The sequence below is a fragment of the Micropruina sp. genome (genome assembly GCF_047602385.1).
In the GTDB taxonomy this organism is placed as follows: domain Bacteria; phylum Actinomycetota; class Actinomycetes; order Propionibacteriales; family Propionibacteriaceae; genus Micropruina.
This window is the reverse complement of sequence record NZ_JASGHL010000005.1, coordinates 628,170-651,924: the sequence shown is the minus strand read 5'-3', so window position 1 is coordinate 651,924 and position 23,755 is coordinate 628,170. Positions and strand designations below refer to the sequence as shown.

The following is a 23,755-nucleotide window of genomic DNA, read 5'->3' as shown; positions in this document are numbered from 1 at the left end:
CATTTGCCCATGCAGGGCTCGTCATTTGCCCGTGTGGCGGGGACCGCCCCGCAAGCGGCGGGCGCCTATTGACCGTTCAGGCGCTGCTCGATTATCCGCTTGACCGCCTCCGCGTCCGCGGGGATCTCGGTGACCCGCCGGGGCAGGTCTTCGAGGCCGACGAAGGCTGCCGGACGTCCCGGCTCGCGTCCCAGCGCCTCGACGATGGTGGCGGAGAACTTCACCGGGAGCGCGGTCTCGGTGGCGATGATCGGGCCGGCGATCGAGTCGCGCAGGTCGTGGGCGAGCTTGACCGCGTCCGCGGTGTGCGGGTCGATGATCACGCCGTCGGACGCCTCGACCGCGCGGATGGTGGTCAGCCGGTCGGCGTGGGTGGAGGTGCCTGAGACGAAGCCGTAGCGCTGCCGGATGCTCGCGAACTCCGGCGTTTCGGAGAGGTCGAAGAAGCCCTGGCCCGCCAGCACCGGACCGAACAGCTCGGCGGTGCGCGCGCCGTCCCGGCCGAGCAGGTCGTAGACGAAGCGCTCGAAGTTGCTGGCCTTGGAGATGTCCATCGACGGGCTGGAGGTCTCCTCGGCGCCGGCCCGCACCCGGTAGACGCCGGTGCGGAAGAACTCGTCCAGCACGTTGTTCTCATTGGTGGCCAGGATCAGCGCGTCGACCGGCAGGCACATCTGCCGGGCGACGTGGGCGGCGCAGATGTTGCCGAAGTTGCCGGTCGGGACGGCGAACGACACCCGAGTCACGGACTCGCCGGCGGCGTCCAGGGCGGACGTCACCCGCAGGTAGGCGACCACGTAGTAGATCACCTGGGCCACCACGCGCGCCCAGTTGATGGAGTTCACCGCACCCAGCCGGTGGGCGGCCTTGAACGCGGCGTCGCTCATCACCGTCTTGACCAGATCCTGGCAGTCGTCGAAGACCCCGTCCACGGCCAGGTTGACGATCTGCGGGTCGTCCAGGCTGAACATCTGCGCCTGCTGGAAGGGGCTCATCCGGCCCTGGGGCGACAACATGAACACGGTGATGCCGCGCCGTCCGCGCATCGCGTACTCGGCGGCCGAGCCGGTATCACCCGAAGTGGCACCAAGAATCGTCAATGTTTCGTCGCGCCGGGCGAGCTCGTACTCGAACAGTTGGCCGAGCAGCTGCATCGCCATGTCCTTGAAGGCCGCGGTCGGCCCTTCGGAGAGCTTCGCCAGCCAGATGCCGTCCGACAGCGCTGCCACCGGGACGACCGGGTCGCCGAACACCTCGGTGGCGTAGGCGCGCTCGCAGATCGCCCGCAGGTCGGCGTCCGGGATGTCGTCCACGAACAGGCTGAGCACCTCGAACGCCACTGCGGCATAACCCTCGGACGCCAGCAGCGACCGCCAGCGGTCCAGGGTTGCTGCAGGTCAGGGTCGGGTAGTGCTCGGGCAGGTAGAGCCCGCCGTCCGGGGCGAGGCCATCCAGCAGGATGTCGCAGAACGGCAGCCCGGGACCAGGCTCAGCGGAACGGGTCGACAGGTAGCGCACCGGTCGAGCCTATCGGGCGCCCGGCTGGCGCCCGGCCGCTAGCGGCGCACCAGGCCGGCCTCGTAGGCGAGCAGCACCAGGCCGACCCGGTCCCGGCAGTGCAGCTTGGACAGCAGCCGCCCGATGTGGGTCTTCACGGTGCCTTCGGCCATGTACAGCCGTCCGGCGATCTCGGAGTTGGTGGCGCCGGCGGCGATCTCGATCAGCACTTCGCGCTCGCGGTCGGTGAGCACGTCCAGCCGGCGGTCGGCGCCGGGCGAGGCGGGCAGGGTGGGCACCACCTGGTCGAGCAGCCTCCGGGTTGCGGACGGCGCCATCACCGCCTCGCCGGCGGCGACGTTGCGGATCGCGTTCAGCAGGTCGGCCGGCCGGGCGTCCTTGAGCAGGAATCCGGACGCCCCGGCCTTCAGCGCCGCGAACACATACTCGTCGACGTCGAAGGTGGTCAGCACCAGCACCTTGGTGCCCAGCCCGGCCCGGATGATCTGCCGGGTCGCCTCGACACCGTCCATCACCGGCATCCGGATGTCCATCAGCACCACGTCGGCGGGCTGGGCGGTCAGCGCCTGGACCGCAGCGGCCCCGTCGGGCGCCTCGCCGACCACGGCCAGGTCGTCCTCGGCCTCGATCAGCATGCGGAAGCCGCTGCGGACCAACGCCTGGTCGTCGGCCAGGAAGACCCGGATCGTGGGGCTCATCGGTGTGCTCCTTGTCGGTGGTGGACGGGCAGGACGGCGCGGACGACGAACCCGCCGAGGGCCAGCGGGTGGGCCTCCAGCCGGCCGTCCATCGAGGTGACCCGCTCGGCCATCCCGCGCAGGCCGTGGCCGGGGGTGGTGTGCACCGACTCCGGGCCGGGCCCGTTGTCGACCACCTCGACCATGATCTCGGCGGCCCCGTAGGCGATCGTGACCACCGCGGTGGCGGTCGGGCCGGCGTGCTTGAGGAAGTTCGTCAGTGCCTCCTGCACCACCCGGTAGATGGTCAACTCCTGGGCGGGGGAGACCCACGGCGGCTCGCCGTGCAGCACCAGTGTGGCCCGGTCGGACGCCCGGTGCACCAGTTCCGGGATGTCGGCCAGGGACGGCGCCGGCTCCCAGTCGGTGGCTCGGCGTTCGGGTTCGCTGCGCAGCACGCCGACGATCCGGCGCATCTCGCTGAGCGCCTCGCGTCCGGTTTCGGCGATGGTGTCGAGCGCGGTGACGGCGGCGTCCGGCCGCTTGGTCGCCAGTGCCCGGCCGCCCTCGGCCTGGACGATCATCACCGACAGCGAATGGGCGACGATGTCGTGCAACTCCCGCGCGATGGTGGCCCGGGCGCGCGACTCGGCCAGCCGTCCCTGTTGTTCCCGCTCGGCCAGCAGCAGTTGATAGCGCTCCTCTGCGGCGGCGATCCGGTCGGCGTGCGCGACCGTGGACTCGCGCACCCGGCGTCCGATGGCGTAGGGGGTGACGATCAGGCCGAGGCAGACGAACGCGGACAGTACGAACAGCACGATGCCGCGGGCGCTGATCGCGAATCCCTCAGCCGCCGTGGCCCAGCGCAGCGGACCGATCAGCGCGGCCAAGCCACCGATGGCGACCACCGAGCGGGCCAGCGGGCCAGGCACCCAGCGGGCCACCGAGTAGGCCACGATCGGCAGCACGACCAGCGTCGCGGTGAAGGTGTTCACCACGATCACCTGGGCGATGCCGGCGATGGTGCAGCCGGCCAGCATCAGCAGCGGAGAGTGCCGACGCAACACCAGTGGCAGCACCATCAGCGCCAGGGTGGGCACCAGCAGCAGCCGCGGGATCGAGTTCCAGTTCGAATAGACCGCGAACGGCAGTACCGTCACCAGCATCATGGCGAGCGCGAGCATGCCGTCCAGCACCCAGTCGTGCCGGGTGGCACCGGGTGGGAAGAGCAGCTCACGCGGGTTCATCGCCCCAAGAGTAGGCGTCGGGCTAGCCCGGTTGCGCGGGGAATCTAGCCTGGCCCCATGCGTAACCGGAGCGATCGGCTGGTGGCCGTGGCGACCCTGGGCGCATTCGTGGTGGTGACCGGTGTGCTCGGCCTGGTCTCGCTCTACCTGGGGGCGGTGACCCAGGCCCTCTCCGACGTTCCGCGCAGCGCGCCCCTGGCGGACTATCCGGGCCGCCCCGCCCCGGCCGCGGAGGTGGCCGGCGTAGCGCCCGTCCGCTACCTGGTTCTGGTCACCGACGATCACGGCGACCTGGCCAGTGCCTATCTCGCCCAGTTGTCCGGCCGGCGCGACGCCCTGCAACTGATCAGCCTGCCGGCAAACCTCCTGGTCAGCGGGGACGGCGGAGCCGAGACGACACTGTCCGGCCGGTTCGCGTCCGCCCACGGAGCGGGAGCGGTGGAATCGGTCGAACGGCTGCTCAGCACCCGGGTCGACCACCTGATCGAGCTGAAGCTGGACGAGTTCCTCAGGCTGGTCGACGTGGTCGGCGGGATCCGGGTCGAGAACCGGGCGGAGATGTCCGCGGAGGGCTGGCACTTCCCGTCCGGAGGGCTGCAGCTCTCCGCACGCGAGGCGTCCGTGTTCGTCGGCGCCAATCGGCAGGCGATGACCCGGCTGGAGCGGACCGAGGCGGTGCTGGTCCAGCTGGTGCGTGGCGTGGTCAGCGGGGATGCGCTGACCAACCCGGCCAAGGTCGAGACGATCGGCACGATTCTGCGTGGCTGCCTGATCGTCGACGCGGGGCTCACCCCGGGCGAGATCCGCCGGATGGCGCTCGACATGCACTTGCGGGTGGAGAACATCAACGGCACGCCGCTGCCGCTGGCCGGAGTCAGCGAACTCGCCGGGGCTCCGGTCACGGTCGCCGACGAATCCCGGCTGGGTGAGCTGGCCGACGCGTTCGCCGCCGACCAACTGGAGGCCTGGGCGGACCGGCAGGGCGCGCCCTGGGCACCGTTGGTCACCCTGCCGCCGCGCTGAGGACTTCCCTAGACTTCTGCAATGAAGGCTCTGCTGGCCCTGGCGATCGTCGTGGTCGCGCTGGTCGGCGTCATCGAGCCGCTTCGCCGCCGGAGGGACCGGGTGGCCGCGATCTGGGCGGCCGAGACGGATCGTCCGTGACCGGCCGCTCCTTCGATGTCCTGGTCGCGGGCATGGTGTTCGCCGATCTGGTGTTCACCGAACTCCCCAACCCGCCCGCGCCGGGCACCGAGGTATGGGCCGGCGGGATGGGGACCTCACCCGGAGGGATCGCGAACCTCGCCGTGGCGCTGTCGCGGCTCGGCCTGGACACCGGCCTGATCGCCGGTTTCGGCGACGACGGCTACGGCCAGTGGTGCCGGCAGGTGCTCACCGAGCAGGAGCGCGTGGACACCTCGATGGCACCCACCTTCGAGGGCTGGCACACCCCGGTCACGGTATCGATGGCCTATGCCGGCGACCGGGCGATGGTGACCCACGGGCACGAGACGCCGGTGCCGTCCTCACGCCTGCTCATCCCCGGCACCACGGCGCGCGCCGTGATCGCCGAACTGGACGGCGACCCGTGGTGGCAGCGGTTGCGGACCTCCGGTGCGCTGGTCTTCGCCGATGTCGGCTGGGACGGCACCGGCGCCTGGGACCCCTGCGTGCTGGACCGGCTCAGCGGCTGCCACTGCTTCATGCCCAACGACCGCGAGGCGATGGCCTACACCCGCACGCACACCGCCGAAGAGGCGCTGGAAGTGCTGGGTGAGCGGGTGCCGCTGGCGGTGGTGACGCTCGGGGCCGAGGGTGCGATCGCCCATGAATCCGGTAGTGGGACATGGGTCCGGGTGCCGGGGCTGCCGGTTCCGGCGATCGACCCGACCGGGGCGGGGGACTGCTTCGGGGCCGCGTTGGTGGTGGGAACCCTGGGCGGCTGGCCGTTGGACGCGCGGCTCAAATTCGCCACCCTCACCGCGGGGCTCGCTGTCCAGCAGTTCGGCGGCTCGCTGGCCGCTCCGGGCTGGGGCGACGTGGCCGACTGGTGGGCCGAGCAGGTCCGCTCCGCGGCGTCCGGCGACCCGGTGGCGACCCGGTTGCGCGAGGAGTACGGGTTCCTGCCCGACATCATCCCGGCCGGGACGCTCTCGCGGGTACGGCGCGCGGAGGCCACCATCGCCAAGCTCGCCCATCTGCCGGAACGGCCGTCCTGAACCGACAGTTGGATCCACTCCTCGCCGCGTCAGTCAGCCGGCCAGGGCGGCGAGGCAACGGACGGCGAAGTCCTGTGCCCACTCCTCACCGCGCCGGCGCACCAGCCGCAGCACCAGGGGCGCGGCGTGGTCACTCAGGGCGTGTGCGGCGAACTCGGCCGGATCGAGACCACGAATCAGGTCGGCCTGCGCCGGCACCAGGGTGAACCGGCGTCGGTTGCGCAACAGCAGCAGCATGCCGCCCAGGTCGGAGTAGGTCAGGGCCGGATCGAAGTGGACGTCGGCGTTGCGCAGCGGAGCGCGTTCGGCGTCCGAGCGCAGCTCCCAGTACGGCGGGCCGCCGACCAGGGTGAACCCGCTCAGATCGGCGGGGGTGACCACCGTTCCGGCCGGGAAGTGCGCGGCGTCGCAGACCACCGAGATGTCCTCGGTCAGCACGGTGTCCTCGATCAGGTCCGGGTGGCTGGACCGGACGCGGCTGAGGCCGAGATCGATGGTGCGGTCGACCAAGGCCCGGTCGATCTCCAGCGAGGCGACATGCCGCACTTCGATGTCGAGAGTCTCGGACGAGGCGTCGATCAGTTCGCCGAGCCGGCGTCGCTGTGGGGCGCCCAGCACATCGGGAATGCCCAGCCGGACATGCAGCCGGGGGCCGGCTCCGCGCACCACGTCGCGGGCACGGTCCATGTCGGCGACGATGCGAGCGGCCAGCGGAAGCAGCCGTTCGCCTTCGGCGGTGAGCCGGGTGTGGCGGGTGGAGCGATCGAAGAGGGTGCAGCCCAGGTCGGCCTCGAGGTCACGGATTCGCTGCGAGAGCGGCGGCACCGACATGTGCAGCGACGCGGCCGCTCGGGTGAAGTTGAGCTCGCGAGCGACCGCGAGAAAATAGCGCAGGTGTCTGGCGTCCACGCGATTGTTATCGCACCGATCACAAAGGCGGCGCAACCTTGGTCATTCCCCCGTGGATCGATCGCGCTTAGGCTCCCGGCAACCAAGGGTTCCGTCGACCGGCTGCTCACCCGCCGTGAGGAAACGCAGCCCCGCCCACGCAATGCCTGGGCGGTGGAAGGAGAAATCAGAGTGCCCATCGTCACCATCATCGGTGCCGGCGTCATCGGTGTGTCCTGGGCGAGGCTGTTCGCCGAGGCCGGCTGGGAGGTGCGGGTCACCGACCCGCGTCCCGACCTCGCCGATCTGCTGGCCGGCATCGCCGCCACTGCGGTCCCCGACCTGGCCGAGGCTCTGCGCGGCGCCGATTTCGTCCAGGAGAACGGACCCGAACGGATCGAGGTGAAGCGCGAACTGTTCGCGGCCGCCGCCGAGCACGCCGAGCCGGACGCCGTGCTGGCGTCCTCGTCGTCGTCCCTGCTTCCCTCCGCGATGGCCGAGGGCAACCCGGCCGCCGACCGGATCGTGATCGGCCACCCGTTCAACCCGCCGGAGCTGATGCCGCTGGTCGAGGTGGTGCCCTCGCCGAGCACGTCGGCGGCCACCATGGACCGTGCGATCGAGGTCTATCGCGGGCTGGGCCGGCGTCCGGTGCGGCTCAACAAGGAGGTGCCCGGCTTCGTCGGGAACCGGCTGCAGCGGGTGTTCAACGAGCAGTCCACCTACCTGGTGCAGCAAGGGGTGATCGATCCGGCCGAGCTGGACGAGCTGGTGCGCAACTCGCTCGGCCTGCGCTGGGCGACGATCGGCCCGTTCGAGTCACGTCATCTCGGTGGCGGTCCGGGCGGCATCCGGCACCTGGCTGCCCATGTCGGCGCCGCGATGACCTTCGAGATCGGGACGCCCGACCCGGCCCGCAACGAAGCCGTCTACGAAGCCGTTGAGGCGGCCTACGGCGTGGGCGAGGACGCGTATCACCAGCTCGCCGAGCAGCGGGACCGGCGCACCCGCGCCGTCCTCGCCGGGCTGGCCGCAGCCGATCAGGCCGCTGAGGATGAGGAGGGCTCGCGATGAGCGAGGAGCTGACCGCCCGGCTGCGTACCGCGCCGGCGACCACCGACGACTTCGACCCGCACGCCGCACTCGAGGACTTGCTCGGCACAGTCGGGCTCACCTCGGCCGACGCCGGGGGCAGCATCGACTTCGTCGGCGCCGACCCGGTGCTGCCCGACGTGATGCGGCTGGCCGGCGGAACCGCGGTCGCGCTGGTGGCCAAGTCGGTGGCGGTCGCCGCGCTGTGGCGGATGCGCGGCGGCCTCGGGCAGGACATCGCGATGGACCTGCGGGTGGCGCCGCGGCGGCTCTGCCCGTTCTACGAGAAGCGCTGGGAACTGCTCAACGGCTACGCGATGTCCGATCCGGTAAGGGTGGACCCCGCGTTCGCCACCGCCAGCTTCTACCAGACCGCGGACGGCCGCTGGATGCATCCGATGGGTCCGTACGCCCGGTTGCGCAACGACACCGCCGCCCTGCTCGGGGTGCCGGAACGTCAGGCCCCGGTCGCCGAGGCGATCGCGTCCTGGAACTCCCTCGAACTCGAAGAGGCCGGTGAGCAGGCCGGCGTGATCATGCCGATGTGCCGCACCACCGACGAGCTGATCGAGACCGAGCAGTACCGCCAGGTGCTGTCCTCGATGCCGCCGGTGGTGGTGGAGCAGATCGGTGACAGCGATCCCGAGCCGCTGCCCGGCGGCGTCCATCAGCCGCTGGAGGGCATCCGTGCCCTCGGACGGGCGCACATCATCGCCGGTGCCGGTTGCGGGCGGGCGCTGGCGCTGCACGGGGCCGACGTGCTGAACGTGTGGGACCCCAACGAGTACGAGCTGCCGATGCTCTACACCACCTCGAATATCGGCATGCGCTCCACCATGCTCGACCTGCGCCAGGAGGCCGGCGCGGCCGCCATGCAGCGGCTGCTGCGCGGGGCGGACATCTTCTTCGCCAACCGGCGTCCGGGCTACCTCGCCCGGCACGGCCTGGACGCCGCGGGCGCCGCGGCGGCCCGTCCGGGCATCATCCATGCCAGCGTCAACCTCAACGGCGAAACCGGACCGTGGTCGGGCCGGATCGGCTTCGACCAGACCGCCGGGGCGCTGGCCGGGGTGATGTTGGCCGAGGGCGAGGACGGCGTGCCCACGCTGCCTCAGGTGCCGGTGGTCAACGACTACATCACCTCGTGGTTCCTGCAGCTGGGCATCATTCATGCGCTGATGCGGCGGGCCGAGCACGGCGGCTCGTACAAGGTCACCGTCTCACTGACCCGCACCGCGCTGTGGCTGCGCAGCCTGGGCATCTTCGACAAGGCCTACGCCCGCGAGGTGGCCGGCAAGGCGCCGGGGCACGAGAACCTGGCCCCGCAGACCTTCACCGCCGACACCGCCCTGGGCCGCTACCAGGGGGTCACCGAACAGGTCCGGATGTCCCAGACCCCCGGCTACTACAGCTATCCGTTGATCCCGCGCGGCTCGCACCGCCCGGAATGGATCGGGGGCCCGCGATGAGCACGTTGCTGGCGCTGTTGGTGCGGCAGCAGGCGATCGTCCGGGTCGAGTTGCCGTCCGGACGGGTGGACACGCTCACCGACGACGCCGGGGCCGCACCGGACGGCATCGCGGTGGTGGGCGACACCGTCTACTGGACGACCATGGGCGTCCCCGAACTGATCCCCGGGGTGCCCGGTGAGGCCGGACGCGACTACTCGGCCTCCAACGGCGGGGTGCACGCCATCGAACTGGACGGCACCGGACGCCGCGACATCCTGCCCGACGGCGCGCTGACCACCGGCAAGCAACTGGTCAGCGACGGCAGCCGGCTGTACTGGGGTGACCGCGAGGGCTGCCTGGTGTCCTGCTGCCGGCTGGACGGCACCGGGCTGACCAATCTGGTCGTCCGGGAGCGCAGTGACGACTGGCTCAACGAATGCGTGGGCGTCGCGGTCGATCCGGCGGCCGGTTGGCTGTACTGGACGCAGAAGGGGCCCGCGAAAGGCGGCGTCGGCCGGATCCTCCGCGCCCCGTTGGCGCTGGACGGCGACCCGGCCACCCGGGCGGACATCGAGACGTTGTGGGACGGGCTGCCGGAACCGATCGACCTGGAACTGTCCGACGGCTACCTCTACTGGACCGACCGGGGCGCGGAACCGGACGGTAACACCCTGAACCGGGCACCGGTACCGGCGCCGAGAGCGGCCGGCGCCACCCCAGAGATTCTCGCCCGCGGCTTCCAGGAGACGATCGGCCTGGCGATCGACGCGGACGCGGGCATCGCCTACGTCTCGGACCTGTCCGGCGCGATCCGCGCCGTCCCGCTGCCCGGCTCGGCAGGCGAGGAGACGGTCGTCGCAAGCCTCGACACCCCGGTCACCGGCATCGCGTTGGTCAGCTGAGGCCGGAGGCATCGCCTGGGGCCCGCTCACCCCGGCATGGCGGCCGGCGCTCACTCGCTCGGGTTGAGTAGCCGAACCCCGGTGCGCCGGAAGTCCTTGGTGTTGCGCGTGACGAGGATGAGGTCGTGGACGAGCGCGGTCGCCGCGATGAGTGCATCCATCTCGGGCAGCGGGTCGGGAATGTGCAACTCGGCGGCCTTGAGCGCCGTCCGTTCATCGACGGGAAGGAGCGCTCCACCGAACATCGGCCGGACGTCCTCATCCAGCCAGAGCCGCAGCGGTGCTGCGCCGGTCGGGTCGCTGCGCTCTTTCCGGCGGACCCCTCGTTCGAGTTCCAGCACAGTGATCACGCTGACAGCGAGGTTCCTGATCTCTTGGCCTCGCAGCCAGGCCAGCAACGCCGTGGACCGCTTCAGCCGAGCGTCGCTGATGATGTTGGTGTCGAGGAGGTAGGTCACAGGCCGAACTCACGCGATGCTTCGACCCGACGTTCGGGCAGCTCGAGTTCGATGTGTTCGGTGCCTCGTGCCCACAGCCGGTCCCCCACCAGCTCATGTGCGCCGGAGAGCCGATCGAACTCTTCGGCGGTCAGCAACACATGGGAGCGTCGTCCGTGGTCGGTGATGGTCACCGGACCGTGCTCGGCGGCCCGCTTGGCAGCCGAAACGTCGCGGTTGAACTCGCGGCTCGTGATCGTGGTGCCCATGCCGTGCTCCTACTTTGTACCTACAGTAGTAACTGTAGCGGCCTCTCGGCGCTCTTCGGAGCGCTCCGACGCCGGAAATGAGCGGGTTATGCATACTTATGAAAACGCTGACCAACGCAACCACCGCTGGCTGAGCCTGTCGAAACACCTTGCCAGCATCAGGTCGCCCAAGGTCTCAACGAGCTCGACCAACGAGAATCAGCGCTTCCTCGTGGAGTCCCTCTCGGGAGCGTTCTGGCCAAAGCCATAAATATGGTTGCACCGCGCACGGCTCTGAAGCGATCTCTGGGTGGAGACGAAGGGACTCGAACCCTCAACCTCGACCTTGCAAAGGTCTTGCGCTGCCAGTTGCGCCACGTCCCCGGTTGCCGTCCGGACGCCGAGCGCCGCGGAACGGGATGATCTTAGCCGTCCCCGTCGGCCGGCGCCCATTCAACTCAGGGGGTGCCGCCGGCGTCGGCACGGCTCCGATGAAGCCGGGATCGACCGCGTCGGTGGCCCCAACTACCCTTGAGCCCATGTGGTCCAAGCGCGAGGCGATCGACTATGCGCTGCAACGCCGGCACACCCTGCAGGCCTTGCGGCGTTCGCCGCGCACGCTTTCGCGCTCCGACGCCTGCGACGCCGACCCGATGCTGATCCGCGCCGCACTGCATCACGGCGAGGACACCCCGGAACGCTGTCCGATCTGCGAAGCCCGGATGGTGCACCTGCAGTACGTCTTCGGCGAGCAGCTCGGGCAGTACTCGGGCCGGATCAAGTCCGCCGCCGAGCTGGAGCAGATGCAGAACGAGTTCGGCGAGTTCAAGGTCTGCGTCGTCGAGGTCTGCACCGACTGCGGCTGGAACCACATGATCAGTTCTTTCCTGCTGGGCGACGGGGTGACCCGTCGTCCGCCACGCCGTCAAAAGACCGTCGAGGACATCTATGGCTGACCGCTCCACCCGCACCGCCGGCAAACCGGCCAGGAAGAAGAGCGGCTGGCGCCGGTTCTTCACCTGGTTCGGAATCGTCGTACTGGCCCTGGTCGTGGCTTGCGGCACCGTGCTGGGGGTGGCCTACGCCACGGTGAAGCTGCCTGACCCCAACGCCGACTTCCAGACCAACACCTCCTTCGTGTATTACCGCGACGGCAAGGAGAAGATCGGCAACTACCAGATCCAGAACCGGCAGACGCTGGCCTACGACAAGATCCCGCAGAATGTGAAGGACGCCATCGTCGCCGGCGAGAACCGGTCCTTCTGGACCGACCCGGGCATTTCCGTCCCGGGCATGGTGCGAGCCGCGCTCTCGGTGGTCCGCGGCGAGGACGTGGTCGGCGGCTCGACCATCACCCAGCAGTACATCAAGGTGCTCTACCTGACCCAGGACAAGAGCTACACCCGCAAATTCACCGAGATCCTGCTTGCCGCCAAGATGGGCAACGAGCTGTCCAAGGAGCAGATCCTCCAGGGCTACCTGAACACCGTCTATTTCGGACGCGGTGCGTACGGGGTCGAGGCGGCGGCCCAGGCCTTCTTCGGCAAGCCGGTCGGCAAGCTCACCGACCCGGAGGCGATCGCGCTGACCGCGATGGCGAACGATCCGGGCCGGCTCGATCCCTCGCGCGGCAAGCAGCAGGCCGCGGATCTGCTCGAGCGCTATCAGTACACGATCAACGGTCTGGTCGAGATGGGCAAGCTGACCGAGGCTCAGAAGGCCGAGATCTACGCCAAGCTGCCCAAATTCCCCAAGCTCGAACGCGACTCCCAGTTCGGCGGGCCGAAGGGGTACCTGCTGAACATGGTGCAGGAGGAGTTGCGGACCAAGGGGTTCACCGACGAACAGATCGACGGCGGCGGTCTGTCGATCGTCACCACCTTCGACGCAACGGCTCAGGAGGCGGCGGTGAAGGCCGCCCAGTCGATCACCTCGCAGACCGCCGGCGGCAACGCCAAGAAGATCCGCGATCTGCACGCCGGGCTGGCCTCGATCGATGTCGAGACCGGCGGTGTGATCGCGCTCTACGGCGGGCCGGACTACTTGAAGGGACGCAACTGGGCGACCACCCCGCGTCCCACCGGCTCGACGTTCAAGCCGTACGCGCTGGGCACGGCGCTCAGCCAGGGCTTCACCCTCAATGACGTGTTCAACGGCAGCAGCTTCGTTCCGCCCGGCGGCAGCCGGCCCGTCCAGAACGCCGGCAACCGGAACTACGGCCGGGTCACCCTGCAGCAGGCGACCACCAACTCGATCAACACCGCCTATGTCGACCTCGAGACCAACATGAAGGACGGCCCGGCGAAGACGCTGGAGTTCGCCCAGAAGGTCGGCCTGCCGAAGGCCGGCGGCTGGGACCCGGTGAGCGTGCTGCCGCTGGGCATCCCCGAGGTCAGCCCGCTCAGCCACGCGTCCGGCTACGCGACCTTCGCCAATGGCGGCAAGCATGCACCGGCGCACGTGGTGGCCCAAGTGAAGGACGCGACCGGCGCCGTCCTGTATCGCGCGAACACCAAGGCCGAACAGGTGATCGACGCCGATGTCGCCAACGACGTAGCGGCCGCGCTCACCCATGTGGTGCAGGACGGCACCGCTGCCCGCGCTTCCGGGATGGGGTTCCCGATCGCAGGGAAGACCGGCACCTATTACAACCGGACCGCAAGCGGCGGGGCGGCCACCCAGGCCTGCTGGTTCGTCGGCATGAGCAAGCAGATCGCGACCGCGGTGATGTTCGTAGCAGGCAAGGACGGCACCGCCGACCTCGACAAGATCCGGCCGCGTTTCTTCGGCGGTGGTCCGCCGTTGAGCACCTGGATGGCCTACATGCAGGTGGCGCAGAAGGGTCTCAAGGACGTCCCGTTCGACCAGGCCACCCGCCGAACCTCGACCCAGACGCCGACGCTGCCACCTCAGCCGACCCGGACGGCCACCCCCACCCCGACCCGGACACCGACGGCGACCCCCACCCCGACACCGACGGCCACGGCCACCTCGACTGGCAGGCCCACCGGGCGGCCGACCTCCAGGCCCACCACCACCCGGTGACCTCGCGATGAGCGGAGTGGGGGCGCTGCGCGGGACGATCGGGCGGCGGGCCGAACGCGCCGGCCTGTGGTTCAATCCGCAGCCCTGGGTGTTGCTGGCCGGCACCGCGTCCTATCTGGTGCTGATGCTGCGCCAGATCCCGTGCCTGGCCGGTGCACCGGTCTACCAGGCGATGTGCTACACCGACATCCGACCGCTGTTCTACTGGCGCGGACTCGCGGAGGGCAAGATCCCGTTCCTGGACGCCGATGTCGAGTACCCGGTGCTCACCGGCGTACTGATGGACGTCGCCCGGCGGCTCACCCTGCTGCTGGGCGGGCAGACCGGTCCGGGCCTGCCCGAGGCGGTGGTGGGACAGACCGAGGCATTGTTCTTCGGGGTGAACGCCCTGCTGTTGTTCGGGCTCTTCCTGGTGGTGCTGTGGGCGCACGTGCGGCTGGCCAGGCCCTGGGATGCGATGATGATCGCCGTCTCGCCGGCGGTGATGGCGGCGGGCCTGATCAACTGGGATTTCCTGGTGCTGGCGCTGACCGCGCTCGGCGTCCTGGCCTGGTCGCGGAAACATCCCGGCTGGGCCGGGGTGTGGTGGGGGCTCGGCGTGGCGGCCAAGTTGTATCCGCTGCTGCTGCTGGTCCCGTTGGCAGTGTTGTGTTTCCGGTCCGGACGACTCAAGGCGTTCTGGCTGGCGGTGGGTGGCACGCTGGGCAGCTGGGTGGCGGTGAACCTGCCGATCTACCTGCTCAGCCCGTCCGGCTGGCTGTACTTCTGGACCTTCAACGTCGACCGGGGCGCCGACTGGGGATCGCTGTGGTACGCGCTCAGCCTGATGGGCTACGAAATCCCGGACGCGTCCGCATCCCAGACCTGGTGGCTGGTGGTGGGAACGGCGGCGATCTGCCTGCTGCTCTTGCTGGCCCCGCGGCGTCCCCGGCTGGCGCAGGGGTTCCTGCTGATGATGGTGCTGTTCCTGGTCGTCAACAAGGTCTACTCGCCGCAGTATGTGCTCTGGTTGCTGGCGTTCGTGGTGCTGGCCCGACCACGCTGGCGCGACTGGACGGTATGGGGACTGGGCGAGGCGGTGTACTTCGTGGCGATCTGGCGGCAGATGGACGGTGGCCTCGAGTCAGGTTCTGGCGGCCACGGGCTGTATGTGGCGGCGGTGCTGATCCGGATCGGCGTCCAGCTGTGGATCGCCGGCCTGGTGGTCCGCGACATCCTCTGGCCGTCGTTCGACCCGGTGCGCAATCCGCTCGGCAGGGGTGGGCCGGTGCGTCTGGACGATCCGGACGGCGGGGTGCTGGACGGCGCGGCGGCCGCGCCCTGGATGAGGGTGGTGCCGTGGCTGCGGTGACCTTCCGGCCGATCGCCCCGGCCGCGCCGGTGGTGCGCGACGGCGGACGGCTGGTGCTGCAGACCTGGCTGTTCACCCGGTTGCTGCTGGTCGGCGTCGCGCTGTGGGTGGGGGTCAGCACTGACCGGGCGGCGTACGAGATGCTGACCAACTGGGACGTCCAGCACTACTTCGCGATCGCGTCCGACGGCTACACCGGGGACAACGACATCGCCTTCTTCCCCGGCTGGCCACTGGTGCTGCGGGCGTTCGCCGCGGTCGGCGTCCCGATGCTCTGGGCCGGAGTCGGGCTCGCGTTGATCTGTTCGGCCCTGGCCGCCGCGGCCCTGCACCGGCTCGGCGGACCGATCGCCGCGGTGGTCTGGTTACTGGCTCCCACTACGGTCTTCACCCTGGTTCCCTATACCGAGGCGCCGTTCTGCGCCGCCGCGTTCTGGGCCTGGGAGCGGGCCAGCCGGGGGCGCTGGGGTGCCGCGGCAGGTCTGGCTGCGGTGGCTTGCACGTTCCGGGTGTCCGGCCTGTTCCTGCTCGGTGCGCTGGTGATCCTGGCGCTCACCCAGGGCGGACGGGGTGGGCGCCGCGACCGCCCCGCGGGCTCGCTCGGCAGCTTCGGAGCGGATCGATCCGGGACCTTCGGCAGCTGGGGTCCGGAGGCTCTGCGGGGCGGTGAGTCCGGCCGGTTCGCCCGCACCCGGTGGACCTGGCCGTGGCTGCGGTCCTGGCCGCAGCCGAGTGCGTTCGCGCAACCCGCGGCGTCCTCGATGACCTGGCGAACAAGGCTGAAGGCGCTGGCGTGGCTGCTGATTCCTGCGTTCACCCTGTTCGCCTATGCGGCGTACCTGTACCACCTGACCGGTGACTGGAACGCCTGGTACCGGGCACAGTCCACCGGTTGGCCGCGCGGCTTCACCTGGCCGTGGGTGTCCCTGCAGCACACTCTCGAAGCGGCGGCATCGGACGCCTACCCCGCCTATCCGGAGTGGTCCTGGGTGTTCCGCGGCGAGATCATCTCGATGGCGCTCGGGCTGGTGACCACGCTGGCCTGCCTGGCGCGCCGACGGTGGGCCGAGGCGTCCTGGGTCGGCGTCCAGGTGCTCGCATTGTCCTGCTCGTACTGGTTCCTGAGTGTGAACCGGGCGGTGCTGCTCTGGTTCCCGCTGTTCATCCTGATCGGCGAAGCGCTGTCGGGTGGCTGGAACGTCTCTCCCGGACGCCGGCGCCTGCGGATCCTGCTCACCGTGCTCGGCTTCCTCGCCGCCGGCTTCGTGGTCTGCTTCTGGGGCTGGCTGTTCTTCACCGGACGCTGGGCCAGCTGACTGCCCGCTGAGTTCCTCAGGCGGCCACCGTCGGTCGAGCTTGTCGAGGCTCGCGTCCCAGCCACCGTTGGTCGAGCTTGTCGACTCTGCCCGACCATCCGTCAACTGGCGACCGATTTCCCACTTGTCCCGCGATGGGCAGGCGGAAGACCCCCGGAATCGGTCGCTGATCCGCGAGCAACAGAGGATTTCTGGGGTGAGTTGTGTGGATAACCCGCCTTCGGGCACCCACGTGCCCGTCCGATCTGATGCGCTGAGCTGATGGATGACATCGACGACGTGATGCTGCTCACGAACGTGATGAACCTGAACAACGGAGTGCTGCGTCGCCGGGATCACCCGAGATCACGGACGACGTTCGACGCTTTGGAGCGCTCCGGCGCATTGGTTCGTGTGCTGCCCGGGGTCTATGTCGACGCGGCGCTCATCACGAGCCGTCGGACGCGGTTCGCGGCCGCACTGGCGACGTCTCCGGGCGCGGTGCTCTGGGGTGCGGACGCGGTCGCGGTCCTTACTGGAACTCTCGATGACCGCCCGTTCGGCCCGCGAGACCGCGTTCAGTTGGCGCACCTGCGAGGGCATGCGTCGACGGACGCGATTGCCTGGGTTCGCCGACGGGTACCGCCGGAGCACCGCACCCGGGTGCAGGGATTGCGGTGCCCGTCCGCCCGCTACCTGGCCGTCGAAAGTGCGGCGCGCGACTCGGGGGCGCTGCTGGAGCGCTTCCTTCGTCTCGGTTTGGTCAAGCCGTCCGACTTGCTCGAGGTCCTGCCGGCCTTCGGCGGTAGCGCTGGCCAGGAAGCCCGTCGCCGAATCGTCCGGACCAGCGTCGACAACCCGTGGTCAGGTGGCGAGCGGCTGCTGCACGCGTTGTTGCGACGCCATCGGGTGACGGGCTGGGTAGCGAACGCGGAGTTGGTGATCGACGGCTTCCGATACTTCCCCGACGTGCTGTTCGAGGAGGCTGGGCTGGTGGTCGAGTTCGACGGCTACGAGGTACACAGCAAGCCGGAGGTCTTCGAGTCCGACCGGCGTCGCCAGAACGTGCTCACGATGGGTGACTACCGCGTCCTGCGATACACCTGGAAGCAGCTCAACGACGAACCGCTGGTGATGATCAGTCAGGTGCGAGCGTTCCTGGCTCGTCAATCAGCGACCGATTCGGGCCTGGCCTGAGGCGGCGGAGGCGAGATGCGCCCGGAATCGGTCGCTGATCCGCGAGCCTCCAGCCACTTCAACGCTTCCCGGCGGGACAGTGGCGAAAGCCGGGACGCCTGCGCGGCCAGGTAGCTGCGGACCCAGGCGGCGTCCGTCTTGGAGTACTCCCGCAGTGCCCAGCCGATCGCCTTGCGGGCGAAGAAGTCCGGGTCGTCGAGGCTGCCCTCGATGGCATAGCTCAGCAGGTCGAGGTCGGTGGCTTCACGGGCGCCGAGCTGGGCGATGATGGACGTCCGCCGCAGCCACAGGTCCGGCTCCCGTGACCAGCCGCGCAGGACGGCGGCCATCGCCGGCCGGTCGGACGCCAGCAGGTCGCCGGCGACGTGGGACAGCTCGTCCACCAGGTCCCACCAGGCACCGGAGGTGACCAGGTGCCGCAACAGCCCCAGCAGTTCGTCGTCCGGGATCAGCCAGGTCCGGTAGCGCCGATGCCGCAGTACGCCGATCGCGGCGTAGCGCTGCTCGCGATGCGTCGCCTCGTCCCAGAGCGCCCGGACCGTCGCCAGCCAGGTCGGCCGATCGGGCAGTGGATGAGCCGCGACCACCGTCGTCACCACACGGCGCACCTGGGGCATCGGCAGGCCGAGATAGGGCATCGCCGACTTCATGTAGCGCTGCTGGCCTGTTGCCCGCACCGGATCGGCGCCCTCAGCCAGGGCCGTCCGCAGCGCGGCGACGAGGCCGGCGTCCGCGTCCGTCATCGACAGTCGCCGACGATGAAGGCGTCCAGCACGACGGCCAGTTGTTCGGCCAGGTCGCTCGGACGGCTCTCGCCGCGCAGCAGGCTCAGACTGATGGTGTTCTCGTAGACCGCGCCGAGCAGTTCGATCACCTGGGACGCCGGCAGCGTCAGGGTGGCGCCGACCCGGGCGAGAGCGACGTCGAGCAGGCCGGCGGTCGACTGCGAGATGCCCTCGTGGACGGCCAGCCAGCCCTCGCGCAGCCCGGGGGTGCGCAGGGCATGCAACCGCAATTCCATCATGGTGACGAGTTCGGCGACCTTCTTCGGCTGCGCCTCGAGGAACACCGCCACCGCATCGCGGATCAATCGGTCGGTGCCGTCCGCGGGTACCGGGGCGACCGGGATCACCCCGACCGCCGCCTGCATCGCGGCGAGGTACTGCTCGCCCTTGCGGCGCAGCACGTCGAGACACAGCTCGTCCTTGGAGTCGAAGTTGGAGTAGAACGCCCCTCGGGTGAAGCCGGCCCGCTCGCAGATCTCCTCCACCGACGATCCGAGCACCCCGCGCTCGCCGAACAGCTCGACCGCGGCGTCCAGCAGCCGTTGCCGGGTCGCCTCGCGGCGGGGGCTTCGTCGCATCCCCGGGGTGGTGGTCATCGCCGCATCCTAGCTGTTTGCATGCACGCTCGTATTGAATACACTACTGCATCGGATACAGACTTGTATCGAGAACCGTGGAGAGGACGGCCGATGTCGTCGATGCTGTACCGGATCGGGCGGGCCTGCTACCGCCACGGCGTCCGGGTTCTGCTGATCTGGCTCGCACTGGTCGCCGCGCTCGGCGGCGCCGTGGCCGTCGTCGGCGGCCCGCAGTTCAACGACAGCTTCCGGATTCCCGGGGCGTCCTCGCAGGTGGCGCTCGACCAGCTGAAGATGACCTTCCCCTCCGGCGCCGCGACCACCGCTCAGGTGGTGCTGCTGCTGCCCGAGGGCGAATCGCTGAACGACGCCGCGACCAAGACCAAGGTGATCGACGCCCTCGACACCTTCAAGGACCTCTCCATCGTCACCGACGTGGTCAGCCCCTACAACGAGCACGTCGACGGCCTGATCTCCGACAACGGACGTGCCGGGCTCGCCAACGTGCAACTCAACGTCTCGGTGACCAGCATCACCGCCGCGCAGAAGCAGCAGCTCGAGGACCAGGCGACCAAGGTCGCCGGCCTGCTGCCCGGCTCGGAGGTGCATCTGGGCGGTGAGGTGTTCTCCACCCATATTCCGCACCTGAGCATCATCGAGGGCCTGGGCGTGGTGGTCGCGATCATCGTGCTGCTCGTCGTGCTCGGCTCGGTCACCGCCGCGGCGATGCCGGTCGGCACCGCGCTGATCGGCGTCGGCATCGCGGTCGAGGTCACCATGCTGGCCTCCAGGGTGATCGAGGTGAACTCGACCAGCCTGATGCTGGCGGTGATGATCTCGCTGGCGGTCGGCATCGACTACGCGCTGTTCATCGTCTCGCGGCACCGCGACCAGCTCAGCCAGGGCCTGGACGCCGAAGAGTCCGCCGCCCGGGCCGTCGCCACCGCCGGATCCGCGGTGGTGTTCGCCGGTCTGACGGTGATCATCGCGCTGGCCGGACTGACCATCTCGGGCGTTCCCTTCCTCGGTGTGATGGGCATCTTCTCCGCCGTTGGAGTGCTCTTCGAGGTGCTCCTGGCGCTCACCCTGCTGCCCGCCTTCCTCGGCTTCGCCGGCAGCCGGCTGACGCCGAAGGCCGCCAAGGCGTCCCGACGCCAAGGGCCGCGGTTCGACCTGCGCCGGGTCTGGGTGCGTGCCGTCACCGCGGTCCCGCTGCTCACCGTCGCCCTGGTGGTAGCCGCGCTTGGTGCGCTCGCCGTCCCGGCCAAGGACCTGCAGCTCGCGCTGCCCAACTCGGGCCGCAACCCGATCAGCTACGGCGACCGGGTCACCTTCGACGTGATCAGCCGCGAGTTCGGCATCGGCTACAACGGTCCGCTGGTGATCACCGGCACCATCGTCGAATCGGACGACCCACTGCAGATCGTCGACGACCTGAAGGCCGACATCGAGAAGATGCCCGGCGTCCAACTGGTGCCTCTGGCCACTCCGAACGAGAACGCCGACACCGCGCTCATCCAGGTGATTCCCACCACCGGACCGGACGACCCGGCGACCGCGGAACTCGTCCATCAACTGCGCGCCGAACACGACCGATGGCTGCGCGACTACGACATCGACACCTCGGTGACGGGGGCGACCGCCGTCCAGATCGACGTGACGCAACGGCTCGCCGGCGCGCTGCTGCCGTTCGGCATCTTCGTGGTCGGGCTGTCGCTGGTGCTGCTGACCCTGGTGTTCCGGTCGATCTGGGTGCCGATCAAGGCGGCGCTGGGCTTCCTGCTCAGTGTCGGCGCGGCGTTCGGCGCCACCGCGCTGGTGTTCAACCAGGGCTGGTTCAAACAGCTGGTCAACCTCGGCGAACCCGGCCCGGTGATCAGCTTCCTGCCGATCATCCTGATGGGGGTGCTGTTCGGCCTGGCCATGGACTATGAGGTCTTCCTGGTCTCCCGGATGCGCGAGGAGTACGTGCACGGCAACACCAAGAACTTCGTCGAGGACGGTTTCATCCATTCCTCGCGGGTGGTGGTGGCCGCCGCGCTGATCATGTTCGCGGTGTTCGCGTTCTTCGTCCCCTCCGGTGAGGGAACCATCAAACCGATCGCGTTCGCCCTTGCCATCGGCGTGGCGATCGATGCCTTCATCGTCCGGATGACGCTGGTGCCGGCGGTGATGAAGCTGTTCGGACGGCACGCCTGGTGGCTGCCGCGCTGGCTCGATCGGCGGATGCCGGTGGTCGACATCGAGGGAGAGGCGCTGGCCCACCAGTTGAAGCTGCAGTCCTGGCCGGAAGCCGGTGGGCACATCGTCTACGGCCGCGGGCTGTCCGTCCACGGCGCGTTCTCGGGTGTGGATGTGGCGGTCAAGCCCGGTGAGGTGCTGGTGGTCGAGGGTGAAGTGACGGCCCGCCGGGCCCTGCTGCTCGCCCTGGCCGGACGGCTGCCGCTGACCGCCGGCGAGGTGGTGGTGGCCGGACGCGCGCTGCCCGAGCAGGCGTCCGAGGTACGCCGGATCGCCGCCGTGGCCACCCCGTCCCATCGTTCCCCGATCCGTGATTTCGACGGCCCGTTGCTGGTGGTCGAGGAAGCCGATCTGTTCAACGGCCGGCAGCGGACAGCCCTCGCCGAGCGGCTGCGGCTGCTCACCGAGGCCGGCGGCTGCGCCGTCCTGGGGCATGCGCCCGGCGCCGACCTCGCCGACCTGCTGCCCGCGTCCTACCGCACGCTGAACCTGCAAGGAGAACTCAGCCATGCCTGAAGCAACCCGCACGCTGACCTGGCGCAGCCTGCTCGCCCTGGTGCTGGTGCCGGTGCTGGTCGCCGGCGGTTTCCTCTGGGGCACCTGGAACGCCGGTGACCGGCTGCACCAGGTCGAGGCCGCCGTGGTGAACCTCGACGACGGGGTGCACCTGGACGGCAAGTTCATCCCGCTCGGACGGCAGCTGTCGGCCGCCCTGGTCGATTCGGAGAAGCAGCAGAACTTCAGCTGGGTGCTGGCCGACGAGGCGCACGCCTGGCCGGGGCTGGCGTCCGGCCGGTACGCCGCGGTCGTGGTGATTCAGAAGAACTTCTCCGAGGCGGCGACCTCCTACGGCAACGACGACCCGGCGACCGCCGAGCAGGCGACAATCGCCGTCCACACCTCGCCGGTCGCCGGTGTGGCGGACGGCTGGCTGGGCAACGTGCTGGCCAGCGCGGCGTCCCGGGCCCTGAACGAGACGCTGACCAAGGCCTACCTGGACCGCATCTACATCGGCTTCAACGACACCGGCAAGCAGTTCCAGACCGTCGCGGACGCCGCCGGCAAGCTGGCCGACGGTGCGCACCAGCTGGACGTCAACGGCCCTGCGCTGGTCGACGGCACCAAGCAGGTGGAGAACGGTGCGGGCGCGCTGGCGTCCGGGCTGCGGACGATGAAGAGCAAGACCGCCGGCCTGCCCGGCCAGGGCAAGGAGCTGGCGTCCGGGGCCAAGAGATATGTGGACGGCGCCAACGGGCTGGCCGACCAGTTGGTGGCGGCCGGACAGGGCACCGCGCAGCTGGCGAACGGGCTGAGCCAGTTCTCCGGCGGACTGGACAGCTACCAGCAGACGATGGCCAAGGCGTCCGAGGACCCGACCGTGCTGAACATCGAGTGCCCATTCACGACGCCGGGCGAGTGCACCGCGTTCTACACCGGCCTTGGCTACGGCACCGGAGCAGCGGCGCAAGGGGCGACCGGCCTGCAGCAGGGACTGGCCAAGATCACCGGTCCGCTCAACAGCAAGCTGCCGTCCGCCAAGGAGCAGAAGGAGCAGGCCAAGAAGCTGGCCGAGTTCCGGGCCGGCGGCAAGAAGCTGGTCTCCGGGACGGCGCAGCTGGGGTCGGGCCTGGGTCAGCTCAGCACCGGCATCTCGCAGGCGTCCGACGGTGCGACCAAGCTGGCAGCGGGACTGCCGCAGCTGAGCTCCGGGGTGAAGAAGTACACCGACGGCGTCGGCAAGGTTGCGGACGGCTCGCAGCAGCTCGCCGACGGGCTGGCCAAGGGGGCCGACAAGGTGCCCAGCTTCAGCAAGAGCGACCGGGAGAACCTGTCCACGGTGGTCGCCGCGCCGGTCAGTCCGGACGGCTCGGCGGGCGTGGTCGCACCCACCACCGCCTGGGCCAGCCTGCTGCTGGTGCTGGCGTTGTGGCTGGGTGCACTGGCGACGTTCGCCCTGGTCAAGCCACTCGACGGACGGCTGGCGCTGTCGACGGCGTCCACCGGCACCCTGATCTGGCGGGCGGTGCGCCCAGGCCTGGTCGTCGCGGTGGCGCAGGCGCTGGTGCTGACCGGGATCGGTGCGGGCGTGCTCGGACTGGCCTTGCCGCAGGCGGCCGCACTGGCCGGCTTCCTGCTGCTGGCCGGGGTGGCATTCGTGCTGGTCAACCACGCGTTGGCGGCCTGGCTGGGCAACGCCGGACGGCTGCTGGCGATCGCTTTCGCGGTGCTCACCACCGTCGGCGCGGTGACCAGCGCCGTCCCCGGCTTCTTCGACAGCGCCCGTCCGGTCTCACCGGTCTCGCCCGCCCTGGACGGCGTCCGGGCCTTGGTGACCGGGGCGTCCGGGGCGTCGGCGGCGGTGTTCACCCTGCTCGGCTGGGCGGTGGTCGCCCTGGGCGCCAGTGCCCTGGCCGTCGTCCGGCGCCGGACGCTCCGGCTCCGCGAGGTACCGGCCCTGGCCTGAACCGGAATGTCGCACGAAGGGGACGGTTCTTCTCGCGGCGAGCGTCAGGCGTCCGGCGCCCCGCAACCGAGGATCGGTGCTGGCCGAGGCGTCCAACGCCGCAGCCGTGGTGCCGAATAG

At 69.8% G+C, this 23,755-nt stretch carries 20 protein-coding genes, 1 tRNA gene and 1 pseudogene; 12 read left to right on the top strand and 10 right to left on the bottom strand.

Annotated elements, in window-relative coordinates; all coding sequences use genetic code 11:
* Positions 1–65 precede the first annotated feature (65 nt).
* The 4 genes and pseudogenes from thrC to QM711_RS18525 form a co-directional block, all read right to left on the bottom strand.
* Positions 66–1,340, bottom strand: coding sequence for a threonine synthase (thrC, locus tag QM711_RS18540; protein WP_415102075.1), 1,275 nt, complete (start codon positions 1,338–1,340; stop codon positions 66–68).
* 109 nt (positions 1,341–1,449) lie between these two features.
* Positions 1,450–1,518 (bottom strand): annotated as a pseudogene (locus QM711_RS18535) (hypothetical protein); the annotation flags it as partial.
* Positions 1,519–1,556: 38 nt separating this feature from the next.
* On the bottom strand, positions 1,557–2,216 hold the full coding sequence (locus tag QM711_RS18530; RefSeq protein ID WP_415102073.1) for a response regulator: 660 nt from the start codon (positions 2,214–2,216) through the stop codon (positions 1,557–1,559).
* On the bottom strand, positions 2,213–3,442 hold the full coding sequence (locus QM711_RS18525; RefSeq protein WP_415102071.1) for a histidine kinase: 1,230 nt from the start codon (positions 3,440–3,442) through the stop codon (positions 2,213–2,215). The genes QM711_RS18530 and QM711_RS18525 overlap by 4 nt, the downstream gene beginning before the upstream one ends.
* A 57-nt stretch (positions 3,443–3,499) precedes the next feature.
* Between QM711_RS18525 and QM711_RS18520 the strand changes: the two genes are divergently transcribed.
* Both QM711_RS18520 and QM711_RS18515 read left to right on the top strand, forming a co-directional pair.
* Positions 3,500–4,465, top strand: coding sequence for an LCP family protein (locus QM711_RS18520; protein ID WP_415102069.1), 966 nt, complete (start codon positions 3,500–3,502; stop codon positions 4,463–4,465).
* Between the two features lie 137 nt (positions 4,466–4,602).
* A complete protein-coding gene (locus QM711_RS18515) occupies positions 4,603–5,661 on the top strand; it encodes a carbohydrate kinase family protein (protein WP_415102067.1) in 1,059 nt (352 codons plus the stop codon).
* 33 nt (positions 5,662–5,694) lie between these two features.
* Here QM711_RS18515 and QM711_RS18510 read toward each other — a convergent pair whose 3' ends face one another.
* The gene (locus QM711_RS18510; protein WP_415102065.1) at positions 5,695–6,570 is read right to left on the bottom strand and encodes a LysR family transcriptional regulator; all 876 of its coding nucleotides are present in this window, start codon (positions 6,568–6,570) and stop codon (positions 5,695–5,697) included.
* Between the two features lie 171 nt (positions 6,571–6,741).
* Here QM711_RS18510 and QM711_RS18505 point away from each other — a divergent pair, with 171 nt between their 5' ends.
* From QM711_RS18505 to QM711_RS18495, 3 genes are read left to right on the top strand one after another with little or no spacing between them, the layout of a single operon-like run.
* The gene (locus QM711_RS18505) at positions 6,742–7,623 is read left to right on the top strand and encodes a 3-hydroxyacyl-CoA dehydrogenase NAD-binding domain-containing protein (protein WP_415102063.1); all 882 of its coding nucleotides are present in this window, start codon (positions 6,742–6,744) and stop codon (positions 7,621–7,623) included.
* Positions 7,620–9,110 (top strand): CoA transferase, encoded by a 1,491-nt coding sequence (locus QM711_RS18500; protein ID WP_415102061.1) that lies wholly within the window; start codon positions 7,620–7,622, stop codon positions 9,108–9,110. The genes QM711_RS18505 and QM711_RS18500 overlap by 4 nt, the downstream gene beginning before the upstream one ends.
* Entirely contained in the window at positions 9,107–9,994 is an 888-nt protein-coding gene (locus QM711_RS18495) for a hypothetical protein (RefSeq protein ID WP_415102059.1), read from the top strand. Before QM711_RS18500 ends, QM711_RS18495 begins: the two co-directional genes overlap by 4 nt.
* A gap of 50 nt (positions 9,995–10,044) precedes the next feature.
* Here QM711_RS18495 and QM711_RS18490 read toward each other — a convergent pair whose 3' ends face one another.
* The 3 genes from QM711_RS18490 to QM711_RS18480 form a co-directional block, all read right to left on the bottom strand.
* On the bottom strand, positions 10,045–10,452 hold the full coding sequence (locus tag QM711_RS18490) for a type II toxin-antitoxin system VapC family toxin (protein WP_415102057.1): 408 nt from the start codon (positions 10,450–10,452) through the stop codon (positions 10,045–10,047).
* Positions 10,449–10,700, bottom strand: coding sequence for a type II toxin-antitoxin system prevent-host-death family antitoxin (locus QM711_RS18485; RefSeq protein ID WP_415102055.1), 252 nt, complete (start codon positions 10,698–10,700; stop codon positions 10,449–10,451). Before QM711_RS18485 ends, QM711_RS18490 begins: the two co-directional genes overlap by 4 nt.
* A gap of 290 nt (positions 10,701–10,990) precedes the next feature.
* Positions 10,991–11,063 (bottom strand) — tRNA-Ala (locus QM711_RS18480).
* A 155-nt stretch (positions 11,064–11,218) separates the two neighbouring features.
* Here QM711_RS18480 and QM711_RS18475 point away from each other — a divergent pair.
* The 5 genes from QM711_RS18475 (at position 11,219) to QM711_RS18455 (ending at position 17,567) form a co-directional block, all read left to right on the top strand.
* Positions 11,219–11,635 carry a DUF5318 family protein gene (locus QM711_RS18475; RefSeq protein WP_415102053.1) on the top strand — a complete coding sequence of 139 codons (417 nt, stop codon included), beginning with the start codon at positions 11,219–11,221 and terminating at the stop codon, positions 11,633–11,635.
* Positions 11,628–13,724: a transglycosylase domain-containing protein gene (locus tag QM711_RS18470; RefSeq protein ID WP_415102051.1), complete on the top strand. Its 2,097-nt coding sequence runs from the start codon at positions 11,628–11,630 to the stop codon at positions 13,722–13,724. The genes QM711_RS18475 and QM711_RS18470 overlap by 8 nt, the downstream gene beginning before the upstream one ends.
* 7 nt (positions 13,725–13,731) lie before the next feature.
* Positions 13,732–15,075, top strand: coding sequence for a glycosyltransferase family 87 protein (locus tag QM711_RS18465; RefSeq protein ID WP_415102049.1), 1,344 nt, complete (start codon positions 13,732–13,734; stop codon positions 15,073–15,075).
* Entirely contained in the window at positions 15,063–16,391 is a 1,329-nt protein-coding gene (locus QM711_RS18460) for a hypothetical protein (RefSeq protein ID WP_415102047.1), read from the top strand. Before QM711_RS18465 ends, QM711_RS18460 begins: the two co-directional genes overlap by 13 nt.
* Positions 16,392–16,652: 261 nt before the next feature.
* Entirely contained in the window at positions 16,653–17,567 is a 915-nt protein-coding gene (locus QM711_RS18455; RefSeq protein ID WP_415102045.1) for an endonuclease domain-containing protein, read from the top strand.
* Here the strand turns inward: QM711_RS18455 and QM711_RS18450 are convergent.
* Together QM711_RS18450 and QM711_RS18445 are read right to left on the bottom strand one after the other, a co-directional pair.
* Positions 17,537–18,310 carry a DNA alkylation repair protein gene (locus tag QM711_RS18450; RefSeq protein ID WP_415102043.1) on the bottom strand — a complete coding sequence of 258 codons (774 nt, stop codon included), beginning with the start codon at positions 18,308–18,310 and terminating at the stop codon, positions 17,537–17,539. The two genes, QM711_RS18455 and QM711_RS18450, sit on opposite strands and share 31 nt — an antisense overlap.
* Positions 18,307–18,948, bottom strand: a complete 642-nt coding sequence (locus QM711_RS18445) for a TetR/AcrR family transcriptional regulator (protein ID WP_415102041.1) — start codon at positions 18,946–18,948, stop codon at positions 18,307–18,309. The genes QM711_RS18450 and QM711_RS18445 overlap by 4 nt, the downstream gene beginning before the upstream one ends.
* A 93-nt stretch (positions 18,949–19,041) precedes the next feature.
* Here QM711_RS18445 and QM711_RS18440 point away from each other — a divergent pair, with 93 nt between their 5' ends.
* A complete protein-coding gene (locus tag QM711_RS18440; protein WP_415102039.1) occupies positions 19,042–21,687 on the top strand; it encodes an MMPL family transporter in 2,646 nt (881 codons plus the stop codon).
* Positions 21,680–23,635, top strand: a complete 1,956-nt coding sequence (locus QM711_RS18435; protein WP_415102037.1) for a YhgE/Pip domain-containing protein — start codon at positions 21,680–21,682, stop codon at positions 23,633–23,635. The genes QM711_RS18440 and QM711_RS18435 overlap by 8 nt, the downstream gene beginning before the upstream one ends.
* The last annotated feature ends 120 nt before the right edge of the window (positions 23,636–23,755 follow it).

What these genes read in the sequence shown, in the direction of transcription:
- QM711_RS18530 (WP_415102073.1), bottom strand. Translation starts at nt 2,216, where the DNA reads ATGAGCCCCACGATCCGGGTCTTCCTGGCCGACGACCAGGCGTTGGTC.
- QM711_RS18525 (WP_415102071.1), bottom strand. Translation starts at nt 3,442, where the DNA reads ATGAACCCGCGTGAGCTGCTCTTCCCACCCGGTGCCACCCGGCACGAC.
- QM711_RS18520 (WP_415102069.1), top strand. Translation starts at nt 3,500, where the DNA reads ATGCGTAACCGGAGCGATCGGCTGGTGGCCGTGGCGACCCTGGGCGCA.
- QM711_RS18500 (WP_415102061.1), top strand. Translation starts at nt 7,620, where the DNA reads ATGAGCGAGGAGCTGACCGCCCGGCTGCGTACCGCGCCGGCGACCACC.
- QM711_RS18495 (WP_415102059.1), top strand. Translation starts at nt 9,107, where the DNA reads ATGAGCACGTTGCTGGCGCTGTTGGTGCGGCAGCAGGCGATCGTCCGG.
- QM711_RS18485 (WP_415102055.1), bottom strand. Translation starts at nt 10,700, where the DNA reads ATGGGCACCACGATCACGAGCCGCGAGTTCAACCGCGACGTTTCGGCT.
- QM711_RS18475 (WP_415102053.1), top strand. Translation starts at nt 11,219, where the DNA reads ATGTGGTCCAAGCGCGAGGCGATCGACTATGCGCTGCAACGCCGGCAC.
- QM711_RS18470 (WP_415102051.1), top strand. Translation starts at nt 11,628, where the DNA reads ATGGCTGACCGCTCCACCCGCACCGCCGGCAAACCGGCCAGGAAGAAG.
- QM711_RS18465 (WP_415102049.1), top strand. Translation starts at nt 13,732, where the DNA reads ATGAGCGGAGTGGGGGCGCTGCGCGGGACGATCGGGCGGCGGGCCGAA.
- QM711_RS18455 (WP_415102045.1), top strand. Translation starts at nt 16,653, where the DNA reads ATGGATGACATCGACGACGTGATGCTGCTCACGAACGTGATGAACCTG.
- QM711_RS18450 (WP_415102043.1), bottom strand. Translation starts at nt 18,310, where the DNA reads ATGACGGACGCGGACGCCGGCCTCGTCGCCGCGCTGCGGACGGCCCTG.
- QM711_RS18445 (WP_415102041.1), bottom strand. Translation starts at nt 18,948, where the DNA reads ATGACCACCACCCCGGGGATGCGACGAAGCCCCCGCCGCGAGGCGACC.
- QM711_RS18440 (WP_415102039.1), top strand. Translation starts at nt 19,042, where the DNA reads ATGTCGTCGATGCTGTACCGGATCGGGCGGGCCTGCTACCGCCACGGC.
- QM711_RS18435 (WP_415102037.1), top strand. Translation starts at nt 21,680, where the DNA reads ATGCCTGAAGCAACCCGCACGCTGACCTGGCGCAGCCTGCTCGCCCTG.